General features: G+C 39.6%; 21 protein-coding genes. 19 read left to right on the forward strand and 2 right to left on the reverse strand.

Features of this window, described 5'->3' with window-relative positions; genetic code table 11:
- Positions 1-96 precede the first annotated feature (96 nt).
- The 4 genes from EKM98_RS09070 (at position 97) to trmB (ending at position 3,736) form a co-directional block, all read left to right on the forward strand.
- Positions 97-831: an ABC transporter ATP-binding protein gene (locus tag EKM98_RS09070; RefSeq protein WP_125982160.1), complete on the forward strand. Its 735-nt coding sequence runs from the start codon at positions 97-99 to the stop codon at positions 829-831.
- Positions 828-2,039, forward strand: a complete 1,212-nt coding sequence (locus tag EKM98_RS09075; RefSeq protein WP_125982162.1) for an ABC transporter permease — start codon at positions 828-830, stop codon at positions 2,037-2,039. Before EKM98_RS09070 ends, EKM98_RS09075 begins: the two co-directional genes overlap by 4 nt.
- A 69-nt stretch (positions 2,040-2,108) precedes the next feature.
- The gene (locus EKM98_RS09080) at positions 2,109-2,894 is read left to right on the forward strand and encodes a phosphotransferase family protein (RefSeq protein WP_125982164.1); all 786 of its coding nucleotides are present in this window, start codon (positions 2,109-2,111) and stop codon (positions 2,892-2,894) included.
- Between the two features lie 191 nt (positions 2,895-3,085).
- Positions 3,086-3,736, forward strand: coding sequence for a tRNA (guanosine(46)-N7)-methyltransferase TrmB (trmB, locus tag EKM98_RS09085; RefSeq protein ID WP_125982166.1), 651 nt, complete (start codon positions 3,086-3,088; stop codon positions 3,734-3,736).
- Here the strand turns inward: trmB and EKM98_RS09090 are convergent, their stop codons facing one another.
- A complete protein-coding gene (locus EKM98_RS09090) occupies positions 3,737-4,054 on the reverse strand; it encodes a hypothetical protein (RefSeq protein ID WP_125982168.1) in 318 nt (105 codons plus the stop codon).
- A 255-nt stretch (positions 4,055-4,309) separates the two neighbouring features.
- Between EKM98_RS09090 and EKM98_RS09095 the strand changes: the two genes are divergently transcribed.
- The 15 genes from EKM98_RS09095 (at position 4,310) to rplT (ending at position 21,457) form a co-directional block, all read left to right on the forward strand.
- A complete protein-coding gene (locus tag EKM98_RS09095; protein ID WP_125982170.1) occupies positions 4,310-4,765 on the forward strand; it encodes a universal stress protein in 456 nt (151 codons plus the stop codon).
- A gap of 22 nt (positions 4,766-4,787) precedes the next feature.
- Positions 4,788-5,435 (forward strand): YtpR family tRNA-binding protein, encoded by a 648-nt coding sequence (gene ytpR / locus EKM98_RS09100; RefSeq protein ID WP_125982172.1) that lies wholly within the window; start codon positions 4,788-4,790, stop codon positions 5,433-5,435.
- 161 nt (positions 5,436-5,596) lie between these two features.
- Entirely contained in the window at positions 5,597-7,918 is a 2,322-nt protein-coding gene (locus EKM98_RS09105; protein WP_164512689.1) for a DNA translocase FtsK, read from the forward strand.
- A 109-nt stretch (positions 7,919-8,027) separates the two neighbouring features.
- Positions 8,028-9,359 carry a UDP-N-acetylmuramate--L-alanine ligase gene (murC, locus tag EKM98_RS09110; RefSeq protein ID WP_125982174.1) on the forward strand — a complete coding sequence of 444 codons (1,332 nt, stop codon included), beginning with the start codon at positions 8,028-8,030 and terminating at the stop codon, positions 9,357-9,359.
- 225 nt (positions 9,360-9,584) lie between these two features.
- Positions 9,585-10,292: a Bax inhibitor-1/YccA family protein gene (locus tag EKM98_RS09115; RefSeq protein ID WP_125982176.1), complete on the forward strand. Its 708-nt coding sequence runs from the start codon at positions 9,585-9,587 to the stop codon at positions 10,290-10,292.
- Positions 10,293-10,492: 200 nt separating this feature from the next.
- Positions 10,493-13,165 carry a DNA polymerase I gene (gene polA / locus EKM98_RS09120; protein WP_125982178.1) on the forward strand — a complete coding sequence of 891 codons (2,673 nt, stop codon included), beginning with the start codon at positions 10,493-10,495 and terminating at the stop codon, positions 13,163-13,165.
- 9 nt (positions 13,166-13,174) lie between these two features.
- On the forward strand, positions 13,175-14,014 hold the full coding sequence (gene mutM / locus EKM98_RS09125; RefSeq protein WP_125982180.1) for a DNA-formamidopyrimidine glycosylase: 840 nt from the start codon (positions 13,175-13,177) through the stop codon (positions 14,012-14,014).
- Positions 14,011-14,610 (forward strand): dephospho-CoA kinase, encoded by a 600-nt coding sequence (gene coaE / locus EKM98_RS09130; RefSeq protein WP_125982182.1) that lies wholly within the window; start codon positions 14,011-14,013, stop codon positions 14,608-14,610. The genes mutM and coaE overlap by 4 nt, the downstream gene beginning before the upstream one ends.
- Positions 14,611-14,948: 338 nt before the next feature.
- The gene (gene nrdR / locus EKM98_RS09135) at positions 14,949-15,449 is read left to right on the forward strand and encodes a transcriptional regulator NrdR (protein ID WP_125982184.1); all 501 of its coding nucleotides are present in this window, start codon (positions 14,949-14,951) and stop codon (positions 15,447-15,449) included.
- A 55-nt stretch (positions 15,450-15,504) separates the two neighbouring features.
- Positions 15,505-16,833 (forward strand): replication initiation and membrane attachment family protein, encoded by a 1,329-nt coding sequence (locus EKM98_RS09140; RefSeq protein ID WP_225418558.1) that lies wholly within the window; start codon positions 15,505-15,507, stop codon positions 16,831-16,833.
- Positions 16,834-16,835: 2 nt separating this feature from the next.
- Positions 16,836-17,771, forward strand: a complete 936-nt coding sequence (gene dnaI / locus EKM98_RS09145; RefSeq protein ID WP_125982187.1) for a primosomal protein DnaI — start codon at positions 16,836-16,838, stop codon at positions 17,769-17,771.
- Positions 17,772-18,082: 311 nt separating this feature from the next.
- Positions 18,083-20,068, forward strand: coding sequence for a threonine--tRNA ligase (gene thrS, locus EKM98_RS09150; RefSeq protein ID WP_125982189.1), 1,986 nt, complete (start codon positions 18,083-18,085; stop codon positions 20,066-20,068).
- Positions 20,069-20,272: 204 nt separating this feature from the next.
- Positions 20,273-20,773 carry a translation initiation factor IF-3 gene (gene infC / locus EKM98_RS09155; RefSeq protein ID WP_068226196.1) on the forward strand — a complete coding sequence of 167 codons (501 nt, stop codon included), beginning with the start codon at positions 20,273-20,275 and terminating at the stop codon, positions 20,771-20,773.
- Between the two features lie 41 nt (positions 20,774-20,814).
- A complete protein-coding gene (gene rpmI / locus EKM98_RS09160) occupies positions 20,815-21,015 on the forward strand; it encodes a 50S ribosomal protein L35 (RefSeq protein ID WP_068223651.1) in 201 nt (66 codons plus the stop codon).
- Positions 21,016-21,100: 85 nt separating this feature from the next.
- Positions 21,101-21,457 (forward strand): 50S ribosomal protein L20, encoded by a 357-nt coding sequence (rplT, locus tag EKM98_RS09165; RefSeq protein ID WP_125982191.1) that lies wholly within the window; start codon positions 21,101-21,103, stop codon positions 21,455-21,457.
- Between the two features lie 99 nt (positions 21,458-21,556).
- Here the strand turns inward: rplT and EKM98_RS12085 are convergent, their stop codons facing one another.
- Entirely contained in the window at positions 21,557-21,694 is a 138-nt protein-coding gene (locus EKM98_RS12085) for a hypothetical protein (RefSeq protein ID WP_164512690.1), read from the reverse strand.
- Positions 21,695-21,750: the final 56 nt, after the last annotated feature.

Raw genomic sequence — 21,750 nt, forward strand, 5'->3', positions numbered from 1 at the left:
TTCACTTTTAAGTTCATGCTATCATAAAGTAGCGTAAAATGAAATTAAGGCCTATAGTACAATAAAACCACGATTTCACGGGAAGGAATGACGATTTTGGGATTAGAAATAACGAACCTAACTGGTGGCTATTCACGTGTACCAGTTATTAAAAATTTGAACTTCACAGTACCTGAGGCAACAATTGTTGGTCTGATTGGCCTGAACGGTGCTGGGAAATCAACAACAATTAAACATATTATTGGTCTATTAACACCGCAAAAAGGTGAGATTCGTTTAAATGGACTTAGTCTAGCAGAAAAGCCAGAGTCGTACCGCCAGGCGTTAGCGTACGTTCCTGAAACACCAATTTTGTACCAAGAACTAACCTTACGTGAACATATTGATTTAACAATTATGGCTTATGATCTTGATCATGATGAAGCGTGGCAACGAGCCAACCAATTATTGGACAAATTTCGTTTAAGTAAGCGGCTTGACTGGTTTCCAGCTAATTTTTCAAAAGGAATGCAGCAAAAGGTCATGATCGTTTGTGCATTTATAACGCAGGCTAGTTTATATATTATTGATGAACCTTTTACCGGTCTGGATCCACTTGCCGTTCGAGATTTATTGCAAGTGATTGCAACTGAGAAGGCTCGGGGAGCAGCCGTTTTGATGTCAACTCACGTCTTGGCAACGGCGCAACAGGCTGCCGATCAATTTATTTTACTTAATCAAGGTGAAATCACTGGTCAAGGAAGTCTTGCTGAACTGCAAACCCAGTATCATTTACCAACTGGTAACCTTGATGATATTTACTTTAAAATGACGGATGTGGCGAACTCATGATGGCAAAATTATGGCAACAACGTTTACAGAATCATCAAAGAGAGATGTTAAAGTATCTACGTTTAGTCTTTAACGAATTTTTTATGATTGCAGTTTTCATTTTATTGGGTGGTTTAGCTTATGCCTATTCAAATAGTTTAAAAACGATTACGGCGCCGCTTTGGTGGGCCAAAGGGGCAGTCTTAGTTATTCTTTTAGTGACCCTTAGTTTAGGTCATCTGGCTACCTTGGTTGAAAATGCAGATACCGTGTTCCTTTTACCAAAGGAAACAAGTTTTAGTGAGTATTTAGTCCGTGCCCGGCGCTATAGTTTGATTTTACCGGATCTACTTAGTTTGGTAATCGTTGGTTTTTTGTTACCATTTCTACAGGTTGGGGCAAATTTGCCAGTGATTAGTGGTCTTTGGCTTTATTTAAGTCTAATTGGATTAAAAGATAGTCAGCTTTGGTTACAGTTAATTGCACTTTATGAGCGCGATAGCCATACAAGTAGAAACCGGTCGATCATTTTCTATGGTTTAGCGACCATTACCTTTGCGGTTTCTTTATGGATCAATCCAATTTTGGGGTTCGTTTTGACCCTTGCCGTAGTGTTTTTAGGTCGATTTTTGGCCAAACGTTTTTTAGTTGGCCATATTTTACAGTGGTCGGTTTGTCTAACGACAGAATCATCCCGAATGCTTCAAATGTACCGGATATTTAATTTGTTTACTGATGTTCCCCAGTTACGGGGTAAGGTGCGTCGTCGTCGCTATTTGGATGGCTTATTACGGCTTATCCAGGCTAAACACGAGAATACTTACCAATATCTTTATTGGCGGGGATTTTTACGAGGAACGGAATATAGTGGTTTATTTATTCGTTTAACCGTGTTAGGTGCGATTATTTTATTTTTTGTAAAGACATGGTGGTTAGCGTTATTAATTGCGGCCCTATTTATTTATTTAACAGGAGCCCAAATTGTGCCGTTTTACACAACTTACGAAGAAATTGTTTTCACACATCTTTATCCAATAGAAAATAAAAGTCGCTTAAAGGCGTTTAAACAATTGATTACAGTCCTCTTGATCATTGAATCGGTAATTTTTAGTTTAGTTTTATTAATTAGTTTACCAACAATTACTATTTGGTTAGTGGCAACGCTAGTGATAGTCGCCATTGATTTTTGGTTTGTACAACGTTATTTGAAACAAAAGATTGCTCCTTAGGCCAGATTATCTTGACGGACCTGATTTTGGCCGGTAAAATGAACTTAGCTAACGAAAGGGGGTGTGGCGTTGGACTTTGATTTGGATGCCGGTTGGCAGGTACGACCTGCAGGCGGTAATACAGGAGCGGCCTTTGTGGGAACACGTGCACAAGAAAAAATTTTTTTGAAGCGTAATACATCACCGTTTTTAGCGGCCTTATCAATGGAAGGTATCACGCCACGCCTAATTTGGACAAAGCGAATTTCTAGTGGTGATGTCTTGACAGCACAGGAATGGCTGAATGGGCGAACGTTAACTAATCGAGAAATGCAATCACCAATGGTTGCTAGATTACTTAATAAAGTGCACCATTCAAGCTTGTTAAAAAAAATGCTGCGTCAGGTTGGTGGTCAAACGATAGCGTCTGATCACTTTTTACAACAATATTATTTAAATTTATCCTCGGATCTACGACAACATCCGCTGTTAAAACAGGTGTTACGGTATTTGATCCAGAACAAGCCAATGGTTAAACAAAATCAATTGGAAGTCTGCCATGGGGATCTAAATCATAAGAATTGGTTGTTATCTGATGAACAGCGGTTATACATTGTTGATTGGGATGACGCAATGTTTGCCGATGCAGCGTTTGATTTAAGTACAATTTTGTGCCAGTATGTTCCACGTGCTAATTGGGATGATTGGCTCTTAGCGTACGGCTTGAAGCCAACGGAAGCGATTATTCAACGAATTGAATGGTATGGTTATTTGAACTTAATGTTAATTGTTAAGCAATTTTATCAACAGCAGCGGTATCACGAAATGAATCAGGCAATTATACAATTACAAACATTATTTATAAATAAAAAATAGAGATAGAACTATTGCTCAAAAAAGTGAGACTAGGACAAAAGTTTTAGTGCTTTTTTAAAAAAGCACTAACTAAACTCCTAACTGGTAACTAATACCTGTAATCAGGTGAATTATAGTTATTGTTAGGGTTTGACTAACTTTTGTTTTAATCTCACTTTTTCAGGTAATGTTTAAAGAAAGAGGTAACAACGATGCGTTTAAGAAATAAGCCGCGGGCCGAGGGTGAAATTGCGGATAATCCGCAGTCGATTACAACAACTCCGGCAGATTTTAAGGGACAATGGCAGACAAAATTTGCACAAGTGCAGCCACTAAATGTTGAGATTGGTTCCGGAAAGGGTCGGTTTATTATTGAAATGGCAAAGGCCTACCCTAAACAAAATTTTATTGGAATGGAGTTACAACCCTCCGTTGCAATAATGATTCTGGAAAAACAATTAATTGAAAAATTACCTAATTTATACTTAATTCAAGCTAATGGGGAAAATTTAACGGACTATTTTGCCGCTGACGAGATAGCGAACCTTTACCTTAATTTTTCGGATCCGTGGCCAAAAAAACGCCACGCTAAACGGCGCTTAACACATGAATCTTTTTTGGCAATGTATGAACAAGTCTTACAACCTGAGGGAACAGTGACCTTTAAAACCGATAACCGGGGACTATTTGAATTTTCATTAATGAGTTTTAATGCTTATGGTGCCCATTTTGAACAGCTGTCACTTGACCTGCATAACAGTCCTGAAATAACAGATAACATTGAGACTGAATACGAACAGCGCTTTAGTCAGATGGGACACCCAATTTATTTGGTCAAAGTTAAATTCGGCGTTGACCAATAGTTAGAGACGAAATAAATCTAGGACACTGCCGGTTTTTGCGTCAGCAATGAACTCGTACTGAACCAACTGTTGGTGCTCATAGCGAGTAATTCCGCCATAATAAACGGTTGTTGTTAGTGGGTATTTTTTTGAAGTTAATTTTTTCGTTTCAATCCATGAACCCTCGATGCTACCCGTTGCTAGAAAAGCAGTTTTAACTCGGTTGAGAATTTGGTTAGGTTGTCTTTGATAAATTTGGTGGGCCATTTTGTTCAAACAAATACCGCTAATAATACCAAGTAAAGTGCCGCTTATAATGAAACGTTTAGTTTTATGCATTCGATAACCTTCTTTGCATTCAAAATAACTACTTAGGGAGCGTTGAAAAAGTGTCGGAAACTTTTTTTAACGTATTTACACTAAATTGGCCAGAAAAATACTAGTAAGCGTATTTTCCAAATACAATCTATTTTCAGTATAGTCAGTTAACCTAACAATTAAAAGTTACTTGGTTGCAAATTGGTCTTTAGGCAGTAGAATGAAGTTAACGTAGTCAATTAATGAAAATGATCGTAAGCCGAAGGATCTGATAACTTGGTAGAAAAAGCACAAGTGTACCAAACAATTTTGGTTGGAATTGATGGTAGTGAACAGGCAAAAAGAGCTTTTGAAAAGGCCGTTGAGACGGCCGATCGTAATAGGGCAAAACTCATAATTGCGTATGTTGTTGAAAGTCAGGCTTACACAACGGGCGATTTTGCTAGCACTGGGATTGAAATGGCTGTAACTGACGTTGCTGACCAAAAACAAATGCTTCATGGTTACCTCGAACAAGCAAAAAAGGCTGGTATAAAAGAAGTGCAAACTGTATTGGCTTTTGGTTCGCCACGGCAATTAATGTCACAGCAGTTACCTAAGCAATACCACATTGATCTGATCATGGTAGGTCAATCAGGACTAAACGCTGTTGAACGTTTTATGATGGGCTCAGTTTCCGCTGCAATTACGCGGGATGCACCCTGTGATGTTCTGATTATTCGCTCAAAGTAAGTACAAACCGGAGGAAAAGATATTGTTAATTACTAGTTTAAATTCTGTTTCATTTAAGAACGTCCTAATTGCTATTTTACACGCAGATACGGAGCATCAGGATAGCCAGAAAAAGGGTAATATCGTTAGAATTAAGGATCGGACAAGTGATGTGACGCTTGGTTATAATTTTTTAAAGATCGATCAAATTTTACCTGAATTGAAAGCAAATGGTCAGGTATTATTATCAGCTGATCAGGTTGCGCGGTTAAATGATGCACTGCAGGCTACTGGGTTTGAGCCTGAATTAATCAGTGATCTAACTCCAAAATTTGTCATTGGTTATATTAGAACATTGGTAGAACATCCTGATTCGGATCACTTGCACATTGCGACGGTTGAAGTTGATTCTGGAACTACTTTACAAATTGTTTGTGGCGCACCTAATGTTGCTCAAGATCAAAAAGTTGTGGTTGCCAAGGTTGGGGCAATGATGCCTAATGGTCAGATTATTTGGCCAGGTGAATTACGGGGTGTTAAAAGTGATGGCATGATTAGCGCCGCCCGTGAATTAAATTTACCCAACGCGCCAAAAAAACGGGGAATTTTAGTTTTACCGGCCAATGCACCTACTGGAGCGGCCTTTGATTTTAACAAAGGGGCTACAATTGTTGCTGAACAAAATAATTAATCCTTAGTAAATAAATGTCCGTTTAATGAGTGACTTTAAGTCCTGATTAAAGGGGCCTTTTTAGTTAACAAAATCTTTGTTAAATTTTGGGAATAATATGAAAGTTTAAACGATTTACGTTATAGTTAGTTGTTAGAAGCAGTAAATGGAGGAAGTTAAAAATGAATCATTACGATGGCCCAGTTTTTCTTCGCTGGCAAGCTAGAAAACAAAAACAGCGTGCGCCACAAAAAGTAGCCGTAAAAGAAGCTGCACGGCAGCCAAGGGTAACTGTCTCTAATAAGCCTAAAGCTACGTCGCATCGTTTTAGACCAACTTATGTGCCACAAACACCTCATCAAAGTCAACAGGCCGAAGATCAGCGTTTGGACAAGCTGGCCACTGAATTGGAAGCGTCTTTGGATGTTGGTTTATTTTTTGCAGAAACAGGAACTGGTGTGACAACCGACTCGACGGCTGCTATGGTAACTTCGTTTACGTTGGCACCTGATGAGGAAGGTAAGCCTAGTACTGATGTGCAACCAACCAAAGAAGTTGTTCCGCCAGCGACTAGTCAGGCAAACCAGCCACCTATAAAAAATGATGTAAAACCAGCTAGTGTTGAAGAAAATAAAAGGGTAGCAGTTGGTCCAAATAGTTCATCAACAGCTTCACAACCGCAACGGCCGGCCAAGAAAGTGGTAAAGGCCGATGAACCAGTGGCATCGTGGCGAAAAGTTGTGGCTGCAATCAAGGCCTACCGATTGCAACGCGAAGTAGGTCCAGCACAGACTGAAAAGGTACAAACAAAGACAACACCAGAAACACCAGAAACACCAGAAACACCAGAAACACCAGAAACACCAGAAACACCAGTGGAAGCGGTAGCACCGACCGTTGTTTCGCCCATAGCCGTGGCACCCACTGTGGCCGCAGCACCTAATAGAGCTGTAAAACCTGTTGTGCACGAGTCCACCGAGCGTGTGGCCGGAGAGACGGCTGTTACTTCCCGTGATGAAAAAGCGCCGCGAAGTACGGCTGGTTTAAAAATAAAAGAACAAGTTTCGTTAGATGATCAGCACTACCAGTTACCACCGTTAGATTTATTACCTAAACCAGTTAAAACAAATACGGGTGAAATGAGTGCTTGGGTAGAAAACCAGCGCGTTGTTTTAAATGAAACCTTAAATGCCTTTAACGTTAAAGCAACGGTGGCACGTTGGAGTATTGGCCCAGCAGTCACTCAGTTTGAGATTTCACTAGCCCGGGGAGTGAAAGTTAGTAAAATCACTAATTTAAGCGACGATTTAAAATTAGCTTTGGCGGCAAAGGATATTCGAATTGAAGCACCAATTCCTGGTAAATCCACAGTTGGAATTGAAATTCCCAACTTGAAGTCGCGTCCGGTCATGCTATCGGAAGTTGTGGCAACGGAAAAATTTAAGGCTAGTCGCTCGCCGCTAACAATTGCCTTGGGTGTTGATTTATTTGGTCAGCCAATGGTCACTAATATTGCTAAAATGCCTCATGGCTTGATTGCTGGTGCAACTGGTTCAGGTAAGAGTGTCTTTATTAACAGTCTATTACTTTCGATTTTGTTCAAGGCCAAGCCAAGTGAAGTTAAATTATTACTAATTGATCCTAAGGCCGTTGAGCTGGCGCCGTATAATGGCTTACCACACCTATTATCACCGGTAATTTCTGATCCTAAGGCCGCTTCCGCTTCATTGAAGTGGGCGGTGGAAGAGATGGAAAATCGTTATCAAAAGCTGGCGGCAGCTGGTGTTCGTAATTTAGAGCAATTTAATCAAAAGGCCGAAAATAACGGTGACTATGGTCTTAAGCTACCTTATATTGTTATTATCATTGATGAATTGGCCGATTTGATGATGGTAGCTTCAACCGAAGTCCAAGATTATATTGTCCGAATTACGCAAAAGGCCCGAGCTGCAGGAATTCACTTAATTGTGGCGACACAGCGTCCGAGTGTGGATATTATTACCGGAACGATTAAAAATAATATTCCAACGCGAATTGCCTTTATGGTTTCCAGCCAAATTGATTCACGAACAATTATTGATCAGGGTGGAGCCGAACGGTTACTTGGTCGTGGTGACATGCTTTACCTTGGAAATGGTCAAAGTCAGCCGATTCGAATTCAAGGAACTTACGCTGAGCCTGAAATTGACCGGATCGTTGCTTTTGTAAAGAAGCAACTGGCACCACACTATTTGTTTGAGCCAGACGGATTATTGGAAAAGGCAGAAGAAAAAGAAAATCAGGATGAACTTTATCCTCAAGTTTTAACCTATATTGCGAATGAACAGCATGTTTCAACTTCGAAACTGCAACGTGAATTTAAAATTGGGTATAACCGCGCGGCAAGTTTGATTGATGATCTTGAATCTAGCAAATTTGTTTCGCCGGCCAGTGGTTCTAAGCCAAGGGATGTTTATTTAACGCCTGAGGATCTGGCCCAAAAAGATCATGGTGCTTCAAATTAGGGTGTATTTGAATAAAGTTAATTAAAAATAGTTTTAGGTAACACTCCTAAAAGAGAGCCGGTTTATGCTAAAATTAACTTACTGAGAGAAGAAAAGAGGACACTTAACAGTGGATAACAACACAGTTTATTATTTTGTGGGAATTAAAGGTTCCGGCATGAGTTCACTTGCGATGGTTTTACACGATGAAGGCTACCAGGTGGAGGGTTCTGATATTACGCAGTATACGTTTACGCAACGTGATTTAGAGAAGGCGGATATTAAGATCTACCCCTTTGATGCCAAAAATATTCACGTTGGCTTAACCATCGTCGCTGGCAATGCCTTTGAAGATACCCATCCCGAAATTCAGGCAGCAAAAAAAATAGGATTACCAATTATTCATTATCCAGAATTACTCGGCCAAATCATCAAGGGTCATACGAGTATTGGTGTTGCGGGTGCTCACGGCAAGACTAGTACAACTGGTTTATTAGCCCATGTTTTAAGCGGCATCGCGCCAACTAGCTATTTAATTGGGGATGGCTCCGGTAAGGGAATTAAGAACTCACAATTTTTTGCGTTTGAAGCCGACGAATACCGTCGTCATTTTTTGGCTCAGGCACCTGATTATATGATTATGACCAATATTGATTTTGATCACCCAGATTACTACACTGGGATTGATGATGTTTTTGATGCCTTTCAAACCGAGGCCAACCAGGTTGAAAAAGGAATTTTTGCTTGGGGGGACGATCCTAAACTACGAGAATTAAAGACGAAGGTTCCAATTTATTATTACGGGACCAGTGAACGGGATGATTTTCAGGCCCAAAATATTTTACGAACCGTTAAAGGGTCTGAATTCGATGTTTTGCATGAGGGACAAAACCTTGGCCATTACAAGATTTCATTATTTGGCGAGCATAATATTTTAAATAGTTTGGCCGTCATTGCCGTTGCTTATATGGAAAAAATATCCGGGGATGAAGTTGCACGTGAACTACTTAGTTTTAAGGGTGTTAAACGGCGTTTTTCCGAACGTAAAATGGCGGATATGACAATTATTGATGATTATGCCCACCATCCTTCAGAAATTAAGGCAACTCTTGATGCAGCTCGGCAAAAATATCCTGACAAAGAAATTATTGCTGTTTTTCAGCCACATACTTTTTCGCGTACAATTGCTTATTTAGATGATTTTGCTAAGAGCTTAAATTTGGCGGATGTTGTTTATTTAACCGATATTTTTGGATCGGCACGGGAAAAAGCGGGGAAAATTTCTAGTGCTGATTTAGGTGCTAAGATTTCTAAGGGGGGTACTGTCTTGAAGCAAGATAATATGTCACCACTACTTGATTATCATGACGCTGTGGTTGTCTTTATGGGTGCCGGTGATGTTCAAAAATATGAAAAAGTTTACGAGGAGCTCCTTAGTAACAGTAGTTTAAAAAATAATTAGACTGGTGATTGCGCTGCTTTCTTTTTCGGCGTATACAATTCAGTTGTGTTCTTTGCTAAATTTGGTAGAATGGGTTAACGGTGTTACCAAAAAAGAATTATTGGTTGATCAGATATAGAAATTGTAATGCTACAGTTTTTAAAATGAGTGACTAAAGTTTTAAATCCGTGATGCCGGAACACTACCTAATATAAGAAATTCTAAGAAGAATGGAGTGTTGAATTAATGCAAGAAGAACCAAGAAGAATTTTAGTTAACGATACTGGTCTGGGTCGATTTTTAACTAAGGTCTATGGCTATATGACACTAGGTGTTATTGTTTCTGCTTTAGTTTCATTTTTGACTTTGACAACTTACCGGGCCCAATTTTTTGGTTTTGTGAGTGCACATCCTGCCATTTGGTGGATTTTAATGATTGCTGAAGTTGGTTTAGTCATGGGGACAAGCTTCAGAGTGAGTCGTGGTGGCCTAATGTCATTTATGTTATTCATGCTGTACGCTGTGATTAATGGGCTAACCTTGGCTTTGATTTTATCAATGTACACTACTGGTAACATTACGACTGCTTTTGTTTCTGCCGCAGGAACCTTTGCCGGTATGAGCTTGTACGGTTCATTAACTAAACGTAATTTAAATGGCATTGGTCAAATGAGTTTTGCTGCGTTAATTGGTTTGATTGTCGCAATGGTTGTTAATATGTTTCTACGCAATCCAATGATCGATTACGTTTTTTCCTTCATTGGCGTTATTATTTTTATTGGTTTAACAGCGTGGGATAGCCAACGTTTAAAGCTCATCTACCAGCAGCACGGCACCGAGATTAATACTAATGGCTTAGCGGTCATGGGTGCTTTACAGCTTTACATGGACTTTATTAATCTATTCTTGTTCTTCCTTCGAATTTTTGGTTTTGGCGGATCAAGCAATCGTTAAAATAAAGTTTAAAAAGATTAATGCGGGATAAAAGATCGGTTCAGGAGGTTAGCAAACGACTAATTAATTTAGAAAGTAATTAGTCGTTTGAGCTAAATTCTGAAACGAACAACCTTTATTCCGCTTTTTTTATGTGCGAAGCGTTTTTTAACTGAACATTTGGTAAAATAGGTGTGTTATTTAAAAAAAGGAGAATGATAATGGCGACTGACAAGCATTTATTATTGATAGACGGAAATAGTGTCGCTTTTCGGGCCTTTTTCGCGCTCCATTCTCAGGTTAATACGTTTATTAATCATGACGGCTTACATACCAACGCAATCTACGCTTTTAATACGATGCTAGACGTCGTTTTAAAGGAATTTAAACCAACGCACGTTTTAGTGGCCTTTGATGCAGGCAAAACAACTTTTAGAACTAAGGAGTTTGCTGAATATAAGAGTCAGCGTGCTAAGACACCTTCAGAACTATCAGAGCAACTACCTTATTTACGGCAGCTATTAACTGCGTACGGAATCAAATCATATGAATTAGCGGATTATGAGGCTGACGATATTATCGGTACGTTAGCTAAAGAAGCAAGTCAGGCCGGATTTCAGGTTGATATAGTCACTGGCGATCGTGATTTGACACAACTTGCCACTGAAAAAGTGACGGTTAACGTCACAGTTAAGGGCGTTAATCAGACGGAGGCCTATACGCCGGAACATGTTATGGAAAAATATGGTTTACGGCCTAAGCAAATTATTGATATGAAGGGCCTTGCTGGTGATACTTCAGATAATTATCCGGGTGTCCGCAAGGTTGGTGAAAAAACGGCAATTAAACTGTTAAAAGAATACGACAGTGTCGAAGGTGTTTACGAGCACCTTGATGATTTGAAGGCCAGTAAAATGAAGGAGCATTTACAAGAAGATCGTTCTAATGCTTTTTTAAGTAAAAAATTGGCAACAATTAATACTGCCGCACCAATTAAGGTTTCAGTCACTGAACTCAAGCGGCAAGAACGTGACCTTGATAAATTAATTGAATTTTACAAGGAAATGGACTTTAATTCATTTTTAAGCAAGCTTGATTCGGCCGTGGCACCAACCGAAGTAGCCGCTAAAACGGCGATAAAGTTTGAACAATTAACAACTAAAAATATGAAGCAGGTTTTGGCCAAATTTTCCGGGCCCGTTGTTTTCTATTTAGAAATGTTGGCCAGTAATTACCATACCTCTGATTTTGCGGGTTTTGTAATTGGCCAGAAGGATCATTGGTTTTTTGGAAGGGATACTAAATTATTACAGCAACCTGACTTTGTTACTTTTTTTGCCGATAGTAAACAGGAAAAATTGGTTTTTGATTTAAAACGAACATTTGTTGGTTTAAATCGGCTTGGTATTCAGCTAAATGGAACAACTTTTGATTTATTGCTGGCTTCGTATTTGTTGAATACAAATGATAATAGTAATGATCTAGGCAAAATTGCCCAGTTACATCAATACAGAGATGTCGCTACGGATGAAGAAGTCTATGGTAAGGGATCAAAGAAGGCCTTACCGGAAAATGAAACCGAATTTGCGGAGCATTTGGCACGTAAGGCGCGAGCAATTGAACAATTACAGCCTAAATTAAGCCACGAATTGGAAGCAAATGATCAGATTGGTTTATTTAATGAGTTAGAAATACCATTAGCGCTAGTATTGGCCCAAATGGAAATTGCTGGAATTAAAATCGATAAGGATCGTTTGAACGATATGCGGGGGTCCTTTAAGGAACGCATTCAACAAATTCAGGAAAAAATCTATGCGGAAGCAGAAGAAGAGTTTAACATTAATTCTTCCAAACAATTAGGGGCCATCTTGTTTGAAAAAATGAATTTACCAGTAATAAAAAAGACTAAAACAGGTTACTCAACTGCAGTTGGCGTCCTTGAAAAATTAAAGGGTATTGCACCAATTGCCAGTGATGTTTTAGATTATCGTGGTTTGACTAAAATTCAGTCAACCTACATTACCGGCTTACTGAAAGTCATTCATCCCGAAGACGGTAAAATTCACACGACTTATTTACAAACGCTAACGCAAACAGGGCGTTTATCATCGATTGACCCTAATTTACAGAATATTCCTGTGCGTGATGAAGATGGTCGCCAAATTCGCCAGGCCTTTGTCCCACGGGAAAAAGGGTGGCAAATTTTTGCGGCTGATTATTCACAAATTGAACTACGTGTTTTGGCCCATATTTCCCACGATAAGAATCTGCAGGCGGCTTTTAAAGAGGGAATGGATATTCACGCTAGTACGGCCATGCGGATCTTTGATTTAGATTCACCTGATGATGTGACACCTAATATGCGTCGTGAAGCGAAGGCGGTTAATTTTGGAATTGTCTACGGGATCAGTGATTATGGATTATCCCAAAATATTGGAATTACACGGCCACAAGCAAAAAACTACATTGATAATTATTTCCGTGAATACCCTAATGTTCAAAAATATATGACTGATATTGTTCAGTCTGCTAAAGACCATGGTTACGTGGAAACTCTCTTTCATCGGCGCCGTTATTTACCTGACATTAATGCTAAGAACTTTAATTTACGTTCTTTTGCCGAACGGACGGCGATGAACACGCCGATTCAAGGCAGTGCTGCCGATATTATCAAAGTTGCTATGTTGAATATGCATCAGGCACTCCAGGAGCACAAATTAAAGGCAACGATGTTATTGCAGGTACACGATGAATTAATTTTTGAAGCACCGGATGATGAAATTCCAGTTCTAAGAAAATTGGTTCCACAAGTGATGGATTCTGCGGTTGATTTAGAGGTTCCAATGAAGGTTGGTTTTGGTAGTGGGCCAACCTGGTATAACGTAAAGGATTAAGGTGACAAAATGCCAGAATTACCAGAAGTTGAGACAGTTCGGCAAGGTTTGCGCGAACTAATTTTGAATAAGACAATTGATCAAGTCCAGGTTTTATGGCCGAAGATCGTTAACGGTGATACTGAACAGTTTAAACAAACGCTACAGGGGTTAACCTTTATCGAAATTGATCGGCGGGGTAAGTACTTATTATTTCGCCTGAGCGAGCAGATGACGATGGTCTCCCATTTGCGGATGGAGGGTAAGTACCGGCTAAATCAGCAGGATGATCCGGTCACGAAACATACGCACGTTATTTTTAATTTTACTGATGGGACTGCGCTTCGCTATTTAGACGTCCGAAAATTTGGGCGAATGACCCTCATTGAAACGGGGCAGGAAATGACTTTACCAGGTTTGAATAAGCTAGGAGCCGAGCCAACCGCACAGACGTTTAAAATTGCGGATTTTACTAAAGGGCTTAAACGACATAAAAAAGCGATTAAACCAACGCTACTAGATCAACAAGTAGTTGCTGGCTTAGGTAATATCTATGCTGATGAGGTACTTTGGTTAAGCGGTATTAATCCGCTACAGCCAGCTAATACGTTGACAGATCAACAGGTGAAGTTATTACACGATAATATTATTGCTGAAATGAAACAGGCAATTAAGGCTAAGGGAACAACAATTCGTAGTTATACGGATGCCTACGGGGCCACTGGCGGTTTTCAGTTATCGTTACACGTTTACGGACGTGAAGGCGAGGCTTGTGAACGTTGTGGTGGCACAATTGAAAAAACACGATTAGCCCAACGTGGAACTCATTTCTGTCCCCACTGCCAAGTGTTAAACGTGCCAGCAAAATGACCGTGATTTTGGGTCTTACTGGTGGAATTGCCAGTGGGAAATCCACGGTGAGTCGCTATTTAAATGAACTGGGGTTTCCAGTAGTTGATGCCGATATCATTGCGCGGGAAGTCGTTGAACCCGGTACGATTGGGCTACAACAAATTATTACTACCTTTTCTGAATCTGTGTTAAAGGCGGATGGTCATTTAAACCGAAAATATCTTGGGCAATTAGTTTTTGACCAACCAGAAGAATTGGTAAAACTAACGAAAATTACGGCGCCATTGATTCGAGAAACCATTGTTAAACGCTTACAACTATTGAAAGAAAAGAAAGTGCCAGTAATTATTTTAGATGTTCCGTTATTGTTTGAAACCGGTTATGATAAGTTGACCGATGTGACTTTATTAGTTGAGATTCCAAAAGAATTGCAATTGCAACGGTTAATGAGGCGTGACCGGTTAACCTACGCCGCTGCATTAGCGCGAATTAATACGCAGTGGCCGTTGGCAAAAAAGCGTGCTTTAGCGGATACGATAATCGACAACAGTGGTACGATTGCGGAAACGAAACAGCAAGTGTTGGCCTTTTTAAAACAAAATCACTTTGTTTAGTACGTTGCTGAATTAGTGAGGCTTCACCTAAATAGCTTTTAGTGAAGCTATTTAGGTGAAGATACGATAAAAACGGTTGGACAATTGGATGCTTTGAGACCTTTTCTAGTACTTATCTAACCAATTTAATGTAAAAGCGTTGAAAAGGGTACCGTCGTTCACTTTAGGCGTTACCAGTATCGTCAGTAATATTCTTCAATTATGGTGTAAGATCCAACTGATTTCCAATAAGTAAGGTGAGGAATTTTTCCTGACCTTATTTGTTTATTGAGCTTGCACCAATAGATTAATGGTATACTATTTCAGGTAAAGAACACTAAAGATGAGAGGTGTTAATTATGCAATGTCCTCGTTGTCATCACAATGGTTCGCGAGTTGTTGATTCGCGGCCAACAGATGAAGGTCGGGTTATTCGCCGCCGCCGGGAATGTGAAAATTGTGGTTTCCGTTTTACAACGTTTGAACGAGTAGAACAGACGCCTTTATTGGTTATTAAAAAAAATGGCACCCGCGAAGAGTTCAATCGTGAAAAGATTTTGCGTGGGTTAATTCGTTCTGCCGAAAAACGGCCTGTGACCATGGAACAAATGACGCAGATTGTTGACGAAGTTGAAAATAAGGTGCGTTCACTGGGTGAGAATGAAGTTGCCTCACAGGCAATTGGTGAATACGTCATGGGCTTACTAGCAAATGTTGACGAAATTGCTTATATTCGTTTTGCTAGTGTTTACCGACAATTTAAGGATATGAATGTTTTTCTAAAAGAATTAAATGATATGGTAGAAAAAGATAAAAAGCAAACTAATGATAAGAAATCAACGGATCAACCCAAAAAGTGAGGTGTGATGGTTGCAAAATGCCTTTTCTAATTTAAGTCCTAGGGATGGTTTTCTAGTGACTAAGGCGAATTATTTATCGGACTTTGATCGGCAAATCTTGACTTATTTATACCAGCCATTGATGGGGGTTACTGCATTTAGTTTGTTTTTAACTCTTTGGACGGAAATTGTACCGAACCCGCTGTTATCTGATCAAAAACCACACACAACCTTATTGGCATTGTTAAATATTGATTTACCAGATTTTTATGATAGTCGTCTACGATTGGAAGCATTAGGCTTACTGAAAACCTATACGCGAACAGTCCCGGAAGGGCGTTATTTCGTTTACGAGCTTTATGCCCCACAGGCGCCAAATGCCTTTTTTAAGGACGATTTATTGAGTCTATTGCTTTATGAAGCAGTTGGTGAAGAGCGGTTTAACGTCTTAAAGGATAAATTCCGATTGCGTGTGGTCAGCAAAAAGGATTTAACGGAAATAACGAAAAACTTTCTCGATGTTTTTCATGTGAATTCAGCCTTACTGGATAATCCACCGGCCACGATTGCTGAAACTAAATCTGAATTTCAAGTGAAGTCGGCAAACCGTCCCAGCGTTACTTCAGAGGCTGAGCAAAGTTTTGATTGGTCGTTTTTCAAGCAACAGCTAAAATCAAGTTTTGTTGACGATAAGCAAATAGACGAAAATCACCAACTAATTTTAACAATGCACCAGCTCTACGGAATTAGTGAATTGGAAATGGCACAGTATATTGGTGAAAGTGTCAATGTGGCAACTAATCAATTGGATGTTAAGGCGTTCCGGCAATTGATTGCCCGCCAGTTTCGGGGGCAATCAAATTTGACAACCGAAAAAGCGGCCGTGGCACCGAAAAATTTATCCAGCCAAGAATTAAAGAAGGCCGGTTTTAGTGCCTCTGATCAAAAGTTAATTGCGGTTAGTCGCCAGTATTCACCAGTTGAGTTTCTTCAACAGTTAAAACAGCAACAGGGTGGTTACGTTGCCAGTAGCGAAGAACGGGTACTGGAACGCCTAGTTAAACGGCAGGTATTTCCTAATTCAGTCATTAATATTTTGATTCATTATATGATTAATGTCCGTAAAATGCCGACGTTAAATCAGAGTTATTTGGATAGCGTTGCCAATGGCTGGCTGCAGCACCATGTAACAACGCCTGAGGCTGCAATGAGTGAGGTTAAAGAATTCTACAAGCCTAAGAAAGTAAGCAAGAAAAGAACGCGGGGGACAACTCGTCAAGAGACACTACCTGAGTGGGCCCAGGAAGGTTTTAAGGCGCCTAAGGAAGCTGTCTCTAATGAACAAGAACTAGCCCTGCAAAAGAGTCTAAAGGCACTGAAAACGTTACGAAAGGGTGGTGAGTAGTAATGGAAGATATGGGAAAAAATTTGCGCATTTTAATGAATCGCCGAAACCTTAATCAGCATTATGATGAACTAATGGCGCGAGTTATGAAGGATACTGACGTTCAGCAATTCATTACGGCTAATCAGAAGGCCATCGATCAGGCAACAATTGATCGTTCGGCGGCCAAGCTCTATGAGTTTGTAACTGAGAAGCATAAATTTTTGTCTGATAAAGCTTCTTTGGCCCCTGGCTACAAGCCAAAACTTTTCTTAAATCACCACTTCATTGACGTTACTTATGTTCCAACGGCAGAACTGGTTGCAGAACAAAAGGATAACGCCTTACGTTCACGGGTACACTCAATTAATATGCCTAAGAATATTCAGGCGGCACGTTTGGATCAGTTCTATCCAGAAAATCGTACGGGAGCACTTCAGGCTGGCGTTACTTTTGTTACTGATTACATCAAAGAACCAAAAAAATTTCACCAAGGACTTTACCTGTATGGTAGTTTTGGTGTAGGTAAAACGTATTTACTGGGAGCAATTGCCCATGAATTGGCGGTCAATGGTTTTCAGACAACGCTACTACATTTCCCAACGTTTGCAGTAGAAATGAAGAACGCAATTGGGCAGAATAATTTAATGGAAAAAATTGATGTCATTAAAAAAGCACCAATTTTAATGTTAGATGATATCGGCGCCGATTCAATGTCTAGTTGGATTCGGGATGACGTTTTAGGTGTTATTCTTCAATTTCGAATGCAAGAAGAGTTAACGACTTTTTTCTCCTCTAATTTTTCAATGCAAGCGTTAGAAAAAGAACATCTAACAGTTAGTCAACGGGGTGAAAATGAGCCTCTGAAGGCAAAACGAATCATGGAACGTGTTCGTTTCTTGAGTCAGGAAGTTGAATTATTAGGTCAGAATCGCCGCCTAAAGCCGAAAAATAATTAGATTAATTTTTAAGGTGGACTTGAATTAATAATTCGAGTGTGGTTCAATAAAACTATCAACGAAGAAAGACAACTTTAACGATAATTTACTTAAAGAGAGTGTACTGGTGCTGAGAAGTACATAAGTAAACGCGTTATTGACCGCTTTTTGAGATGCTTAATGCAAAGTTAAGCCGGTACGCAACCGTTAATCGCGCTAATAAGGAAACTTCATTTTGAAGTTTTAAATTTTGGGTGGAACCACGTTTATACGTCCCTGAAGCATTTATTGCTTCAGGGACTTTTTTATTTATTTTAAGGAGGAATTTGGATATGGCAGAAATTACGTTAACGTTCCCTGATGGTGCTAAAAAGGCATTTGAAGAGACGGCTAGTGTGGCCGATGTAGCTAAGTCGATCAGCATTAGTCTTGGCAAAAAGGCAATTGCGGGTAAATTAGATGGTGCGCTAGTTGATTTAACTGCACCACTAAAGCATGATGGGGCAATTGAGATTATTACTAAAAATGATCCCGCTGCACTACAAGTTCTTTGGAATACTGCTAGTTTAACGTTAGGTGCCGCTTTAAAGCATTTGTATCCAGAAATGCGATTTGGTGAACACGCTGTAACGGAGCACGGCTTCTATTATGATACAGATAATAATAAAAAGCCTGTATCAGAGGATGATCTTGAGGCAATCAATCAAGAGATGAGTAAATTGGTTGAACAAGATGGTAAAATTACGCGTAAAACAGTTACTAAGGCCGCTGCTTTAGCGCAGTTCAAGGATGATCAGTACAAAACGAGTTTACTTAACAGCTTAGATAGTGACGAAGTTGTTTTGTATCATTTAGATGATTTCGTTGATTTTGGTGAACAAGGTGTTTTACCAGATACTAAGTCGTTAAAGGTCGCAAAACTTTTGTCTGTTGCTGGTGCGTACTGGCAAGGTAAGTCCAGTAACAATATGTTACAACGTGTTTACGGGACGGCATTCTTCAGCGAAAAAGAAATGGAAGCCGATGATAAACGTCGCCAAGAGGCGCATGACCGTGATCACCGTGTTATTGGAAATAAGTTAGATTTATTCTTTGTTGACCCTAAAGTTGGCGCAGGCTTACCATACTGGATGCCTAAAGGTGCTACCATTCGCCGGACAATTGAGCGTTACATTATTGACAAAGAAATTTCCCACGGTTATCAGCACGTTTACACACCTGTTTTAATGAATTTAGATGCCTATAAGACATCAGGTCACTGGGATCATTACCGTGAAGATATGTTTCCACCAATGGACATGGGTGATGGTGAACAGCTTGAGTTACGACCAATGAACTGTCCAAGTCATATCCAAATTTACAAGCATCATATTCGGTCTTACCGGGAATTGCCAATTCGGATTGCTGAACTTGGCATGATGCATCGTTACGAAAAATCGGGCGCTTTATCCGGCTTACAGCGAGTTCGTGAAATGACTTTAAATGATGGTCATACATTTGTTGCGTTAGATCAAATTCAGGATGAATTTAAAAAGATTTTGAATTTAATGATTGAAGTGTACGATGATTTCGATATCCATGACTACTCATTCCGTCTAAGTTACCGTGATCCTAAGAACACTGCAAAGTATTTTGATGACGATGCCATGTGGAATCGTGCTCAAAAGATGTTGAAAGGTGCTATGGATGAACTTGGTTTGAACTACGTTGAAGCTGAGGGTGAAGCAGCATTTTATGGTCCTAAGCTAGATGTTCAAACTAAGACTGCTCTTGGTAATGAAGAAACATTGTCAACGATTCAATTAGACTTTATGTTGCCAGAACGTTTTGATTTATCTTACGTTGGCAATGATGGTGAAGAACACCGTCCAGTTATGATTCACCGTGGCCTCGTTTCAACGATGGAACGTTTCGTTGCTTACCTAACGGAGATGTATAAGGGTGCCTTTCCAACTTGGTTGGCACCAGTTCAGGCGGTTATTATTCCAGTTAAGAATGATTTACACGCCGGATATGCTTATCAAGTACGTGATCGGATGATTAAGGCCGGCCTACGTGTTGAGGTTGACGAACGTAACGAGAAGATGGGCTACAAGATTCGTGAGGCCCAAACTCAAAAGATTCCTTATTCATTAGTTATTGGTGATCAAGAGATTGAGGATGCAACTGTTTCTGTTCGCCATTACGGTGAAGAAAAGACCGTTGCTCAAGATACTAATATGTTTATCGACGCAATGGTTGCCGAAGTGGGTAACTATAGTCGGACTGGAAAGTCTTATCAGAATGATAGTACTAAACAACTTGACAAAAAGAATTAAACACGCTAAACTTTAAAAGTTGAGAATTAAAAGCAGAAGCAACCCGCTTCTCGCCTAAGTTGACAGTACAGTCTCTGGGCAGAATAACGTACGGATCAAGTTTGAATAACTTGTGGCGGGTTTTGCTGTTTTTCAGCAAAGCTCGTTTTTTTCTGCATTTTTCTCGAATTCTTACGGAGGTGAATAACCATAGCAAAAGACATGATGGTCAATGATGGGATTCGTGCTCGCGAAGTCCGCTTAATTGCGGAAAATGGTGATCAATTAGGAGTTAAAAGTAAACAAGACGCATTAAAAATTGCTGAACAAGCAAATCTTGATGTTGTCGTTGTTGCTGCTAACGCAAAGCCACCAGTTGCGCGGATTATGGATTACGGGAAATACCGTTTTGAGTTGCAGAAAAAGCAACGCGACGCCCGTAAGAAACAGAAAATCGTCAGCGTCAAAGAAGTTAGATTGAGTCCAACAATCGACCAAAACGATTTCGACACTAAGTTGAAAAATGCGCGGAAATTCTTATCTAAAGGCGATAAGGTTAAAGCGTCAATTCGTTTTCGTGGTCGTGCGATTACACATAAAGAAATCGGTCGTGATGTTCTATCGCGTTTAGCGAAGGAAACGGCAGATATCTCAACTGTTATTGCACATCCTAAAATGGACGGTCGGAGTATGTCGATGATGCTCCAACCAAATGCAGAAAAGTAAAGCTACTAAAATTAGCTTTATAGAAAGGGAAGATTTTAATTATGCCAAAACAAAAAACACATCGTGCATCAGCAAAACGTTTTAAGAAGACCGGTAACGGTGGTCTTTTACGTCATCACGCATACACGAGTCACCGTTTCCATGGTAAAACCAAAAAGCAACGTCGTTTCTTAGCAAAACCATCAATGGTTTCAGCTAGCGATATGAAGCGAATTCGACAAATGCTTTCACAAATGAAATAGCATTTTATCGTTTAAATCTTAATTTTATGCGACCTTGGAACCTGAATTGAGTTCAGTCTGAGGTGTAATCAAGGAGGAATTTTCTATGCCACGTGTTAAAGGTGGAACAGTGACGCGTAAACGTCGTAAAAAAGTTTTAAAATTAGCCAAAGGTTATCGCGGTGCTAAGCATCTATTATTCAAATCTGCTAATGACCAGGTAATGAATTCTTATCATTACGCATTCCGTGATCGTCGTCAGGTTAAACGTGATTTCCGTAAATTATGGATTGCACGGATTAACGCTGCAGCACGGATGAATGAAATTAGTTACAGCAAATTAATGCATGGTTTAAAACTTGCTGGAATTGATATCAATCGTAAAATGTTAGCTGATCTTGCTATTAGTGATGCTAAAGCATTTACTGCTTTAACTGACCAAGCAAAAAAGGCTTTAGCATAATTAATATTATTAATCATTTATAATCTATAAAAGGCTCGGAACAAAAGTTTATTTTGTCTCGAACCTTTTTTAGTTCTTAAAGGTAAAAATGAATACTTTTTACCTATTTTTTAAAACAATCAGTTTACCAGCAGCGTGACGCTGTTCTAATAAGCTTTGGGCCGCAATAACACCAGCAAGATTGAAATCAAATTGTTTGGCAATTGGAATAACTAGCTTTTTTCTACGATTAGTCAAGAGAAACCTCTATTTTATGGGGTTCTCTTTTTTTTGAGCAGTACTTTAAGATTTTT

It is taken from the genome of Loigolactobacillus iwatensis (assembly GCF_003950295.1).
GTDB lineage: Bacteria > Bacillota > Bacilli > Lactobacillales > Lactobacillaceae > Loigolactobacillus > Loigolactobacillus iwatensis.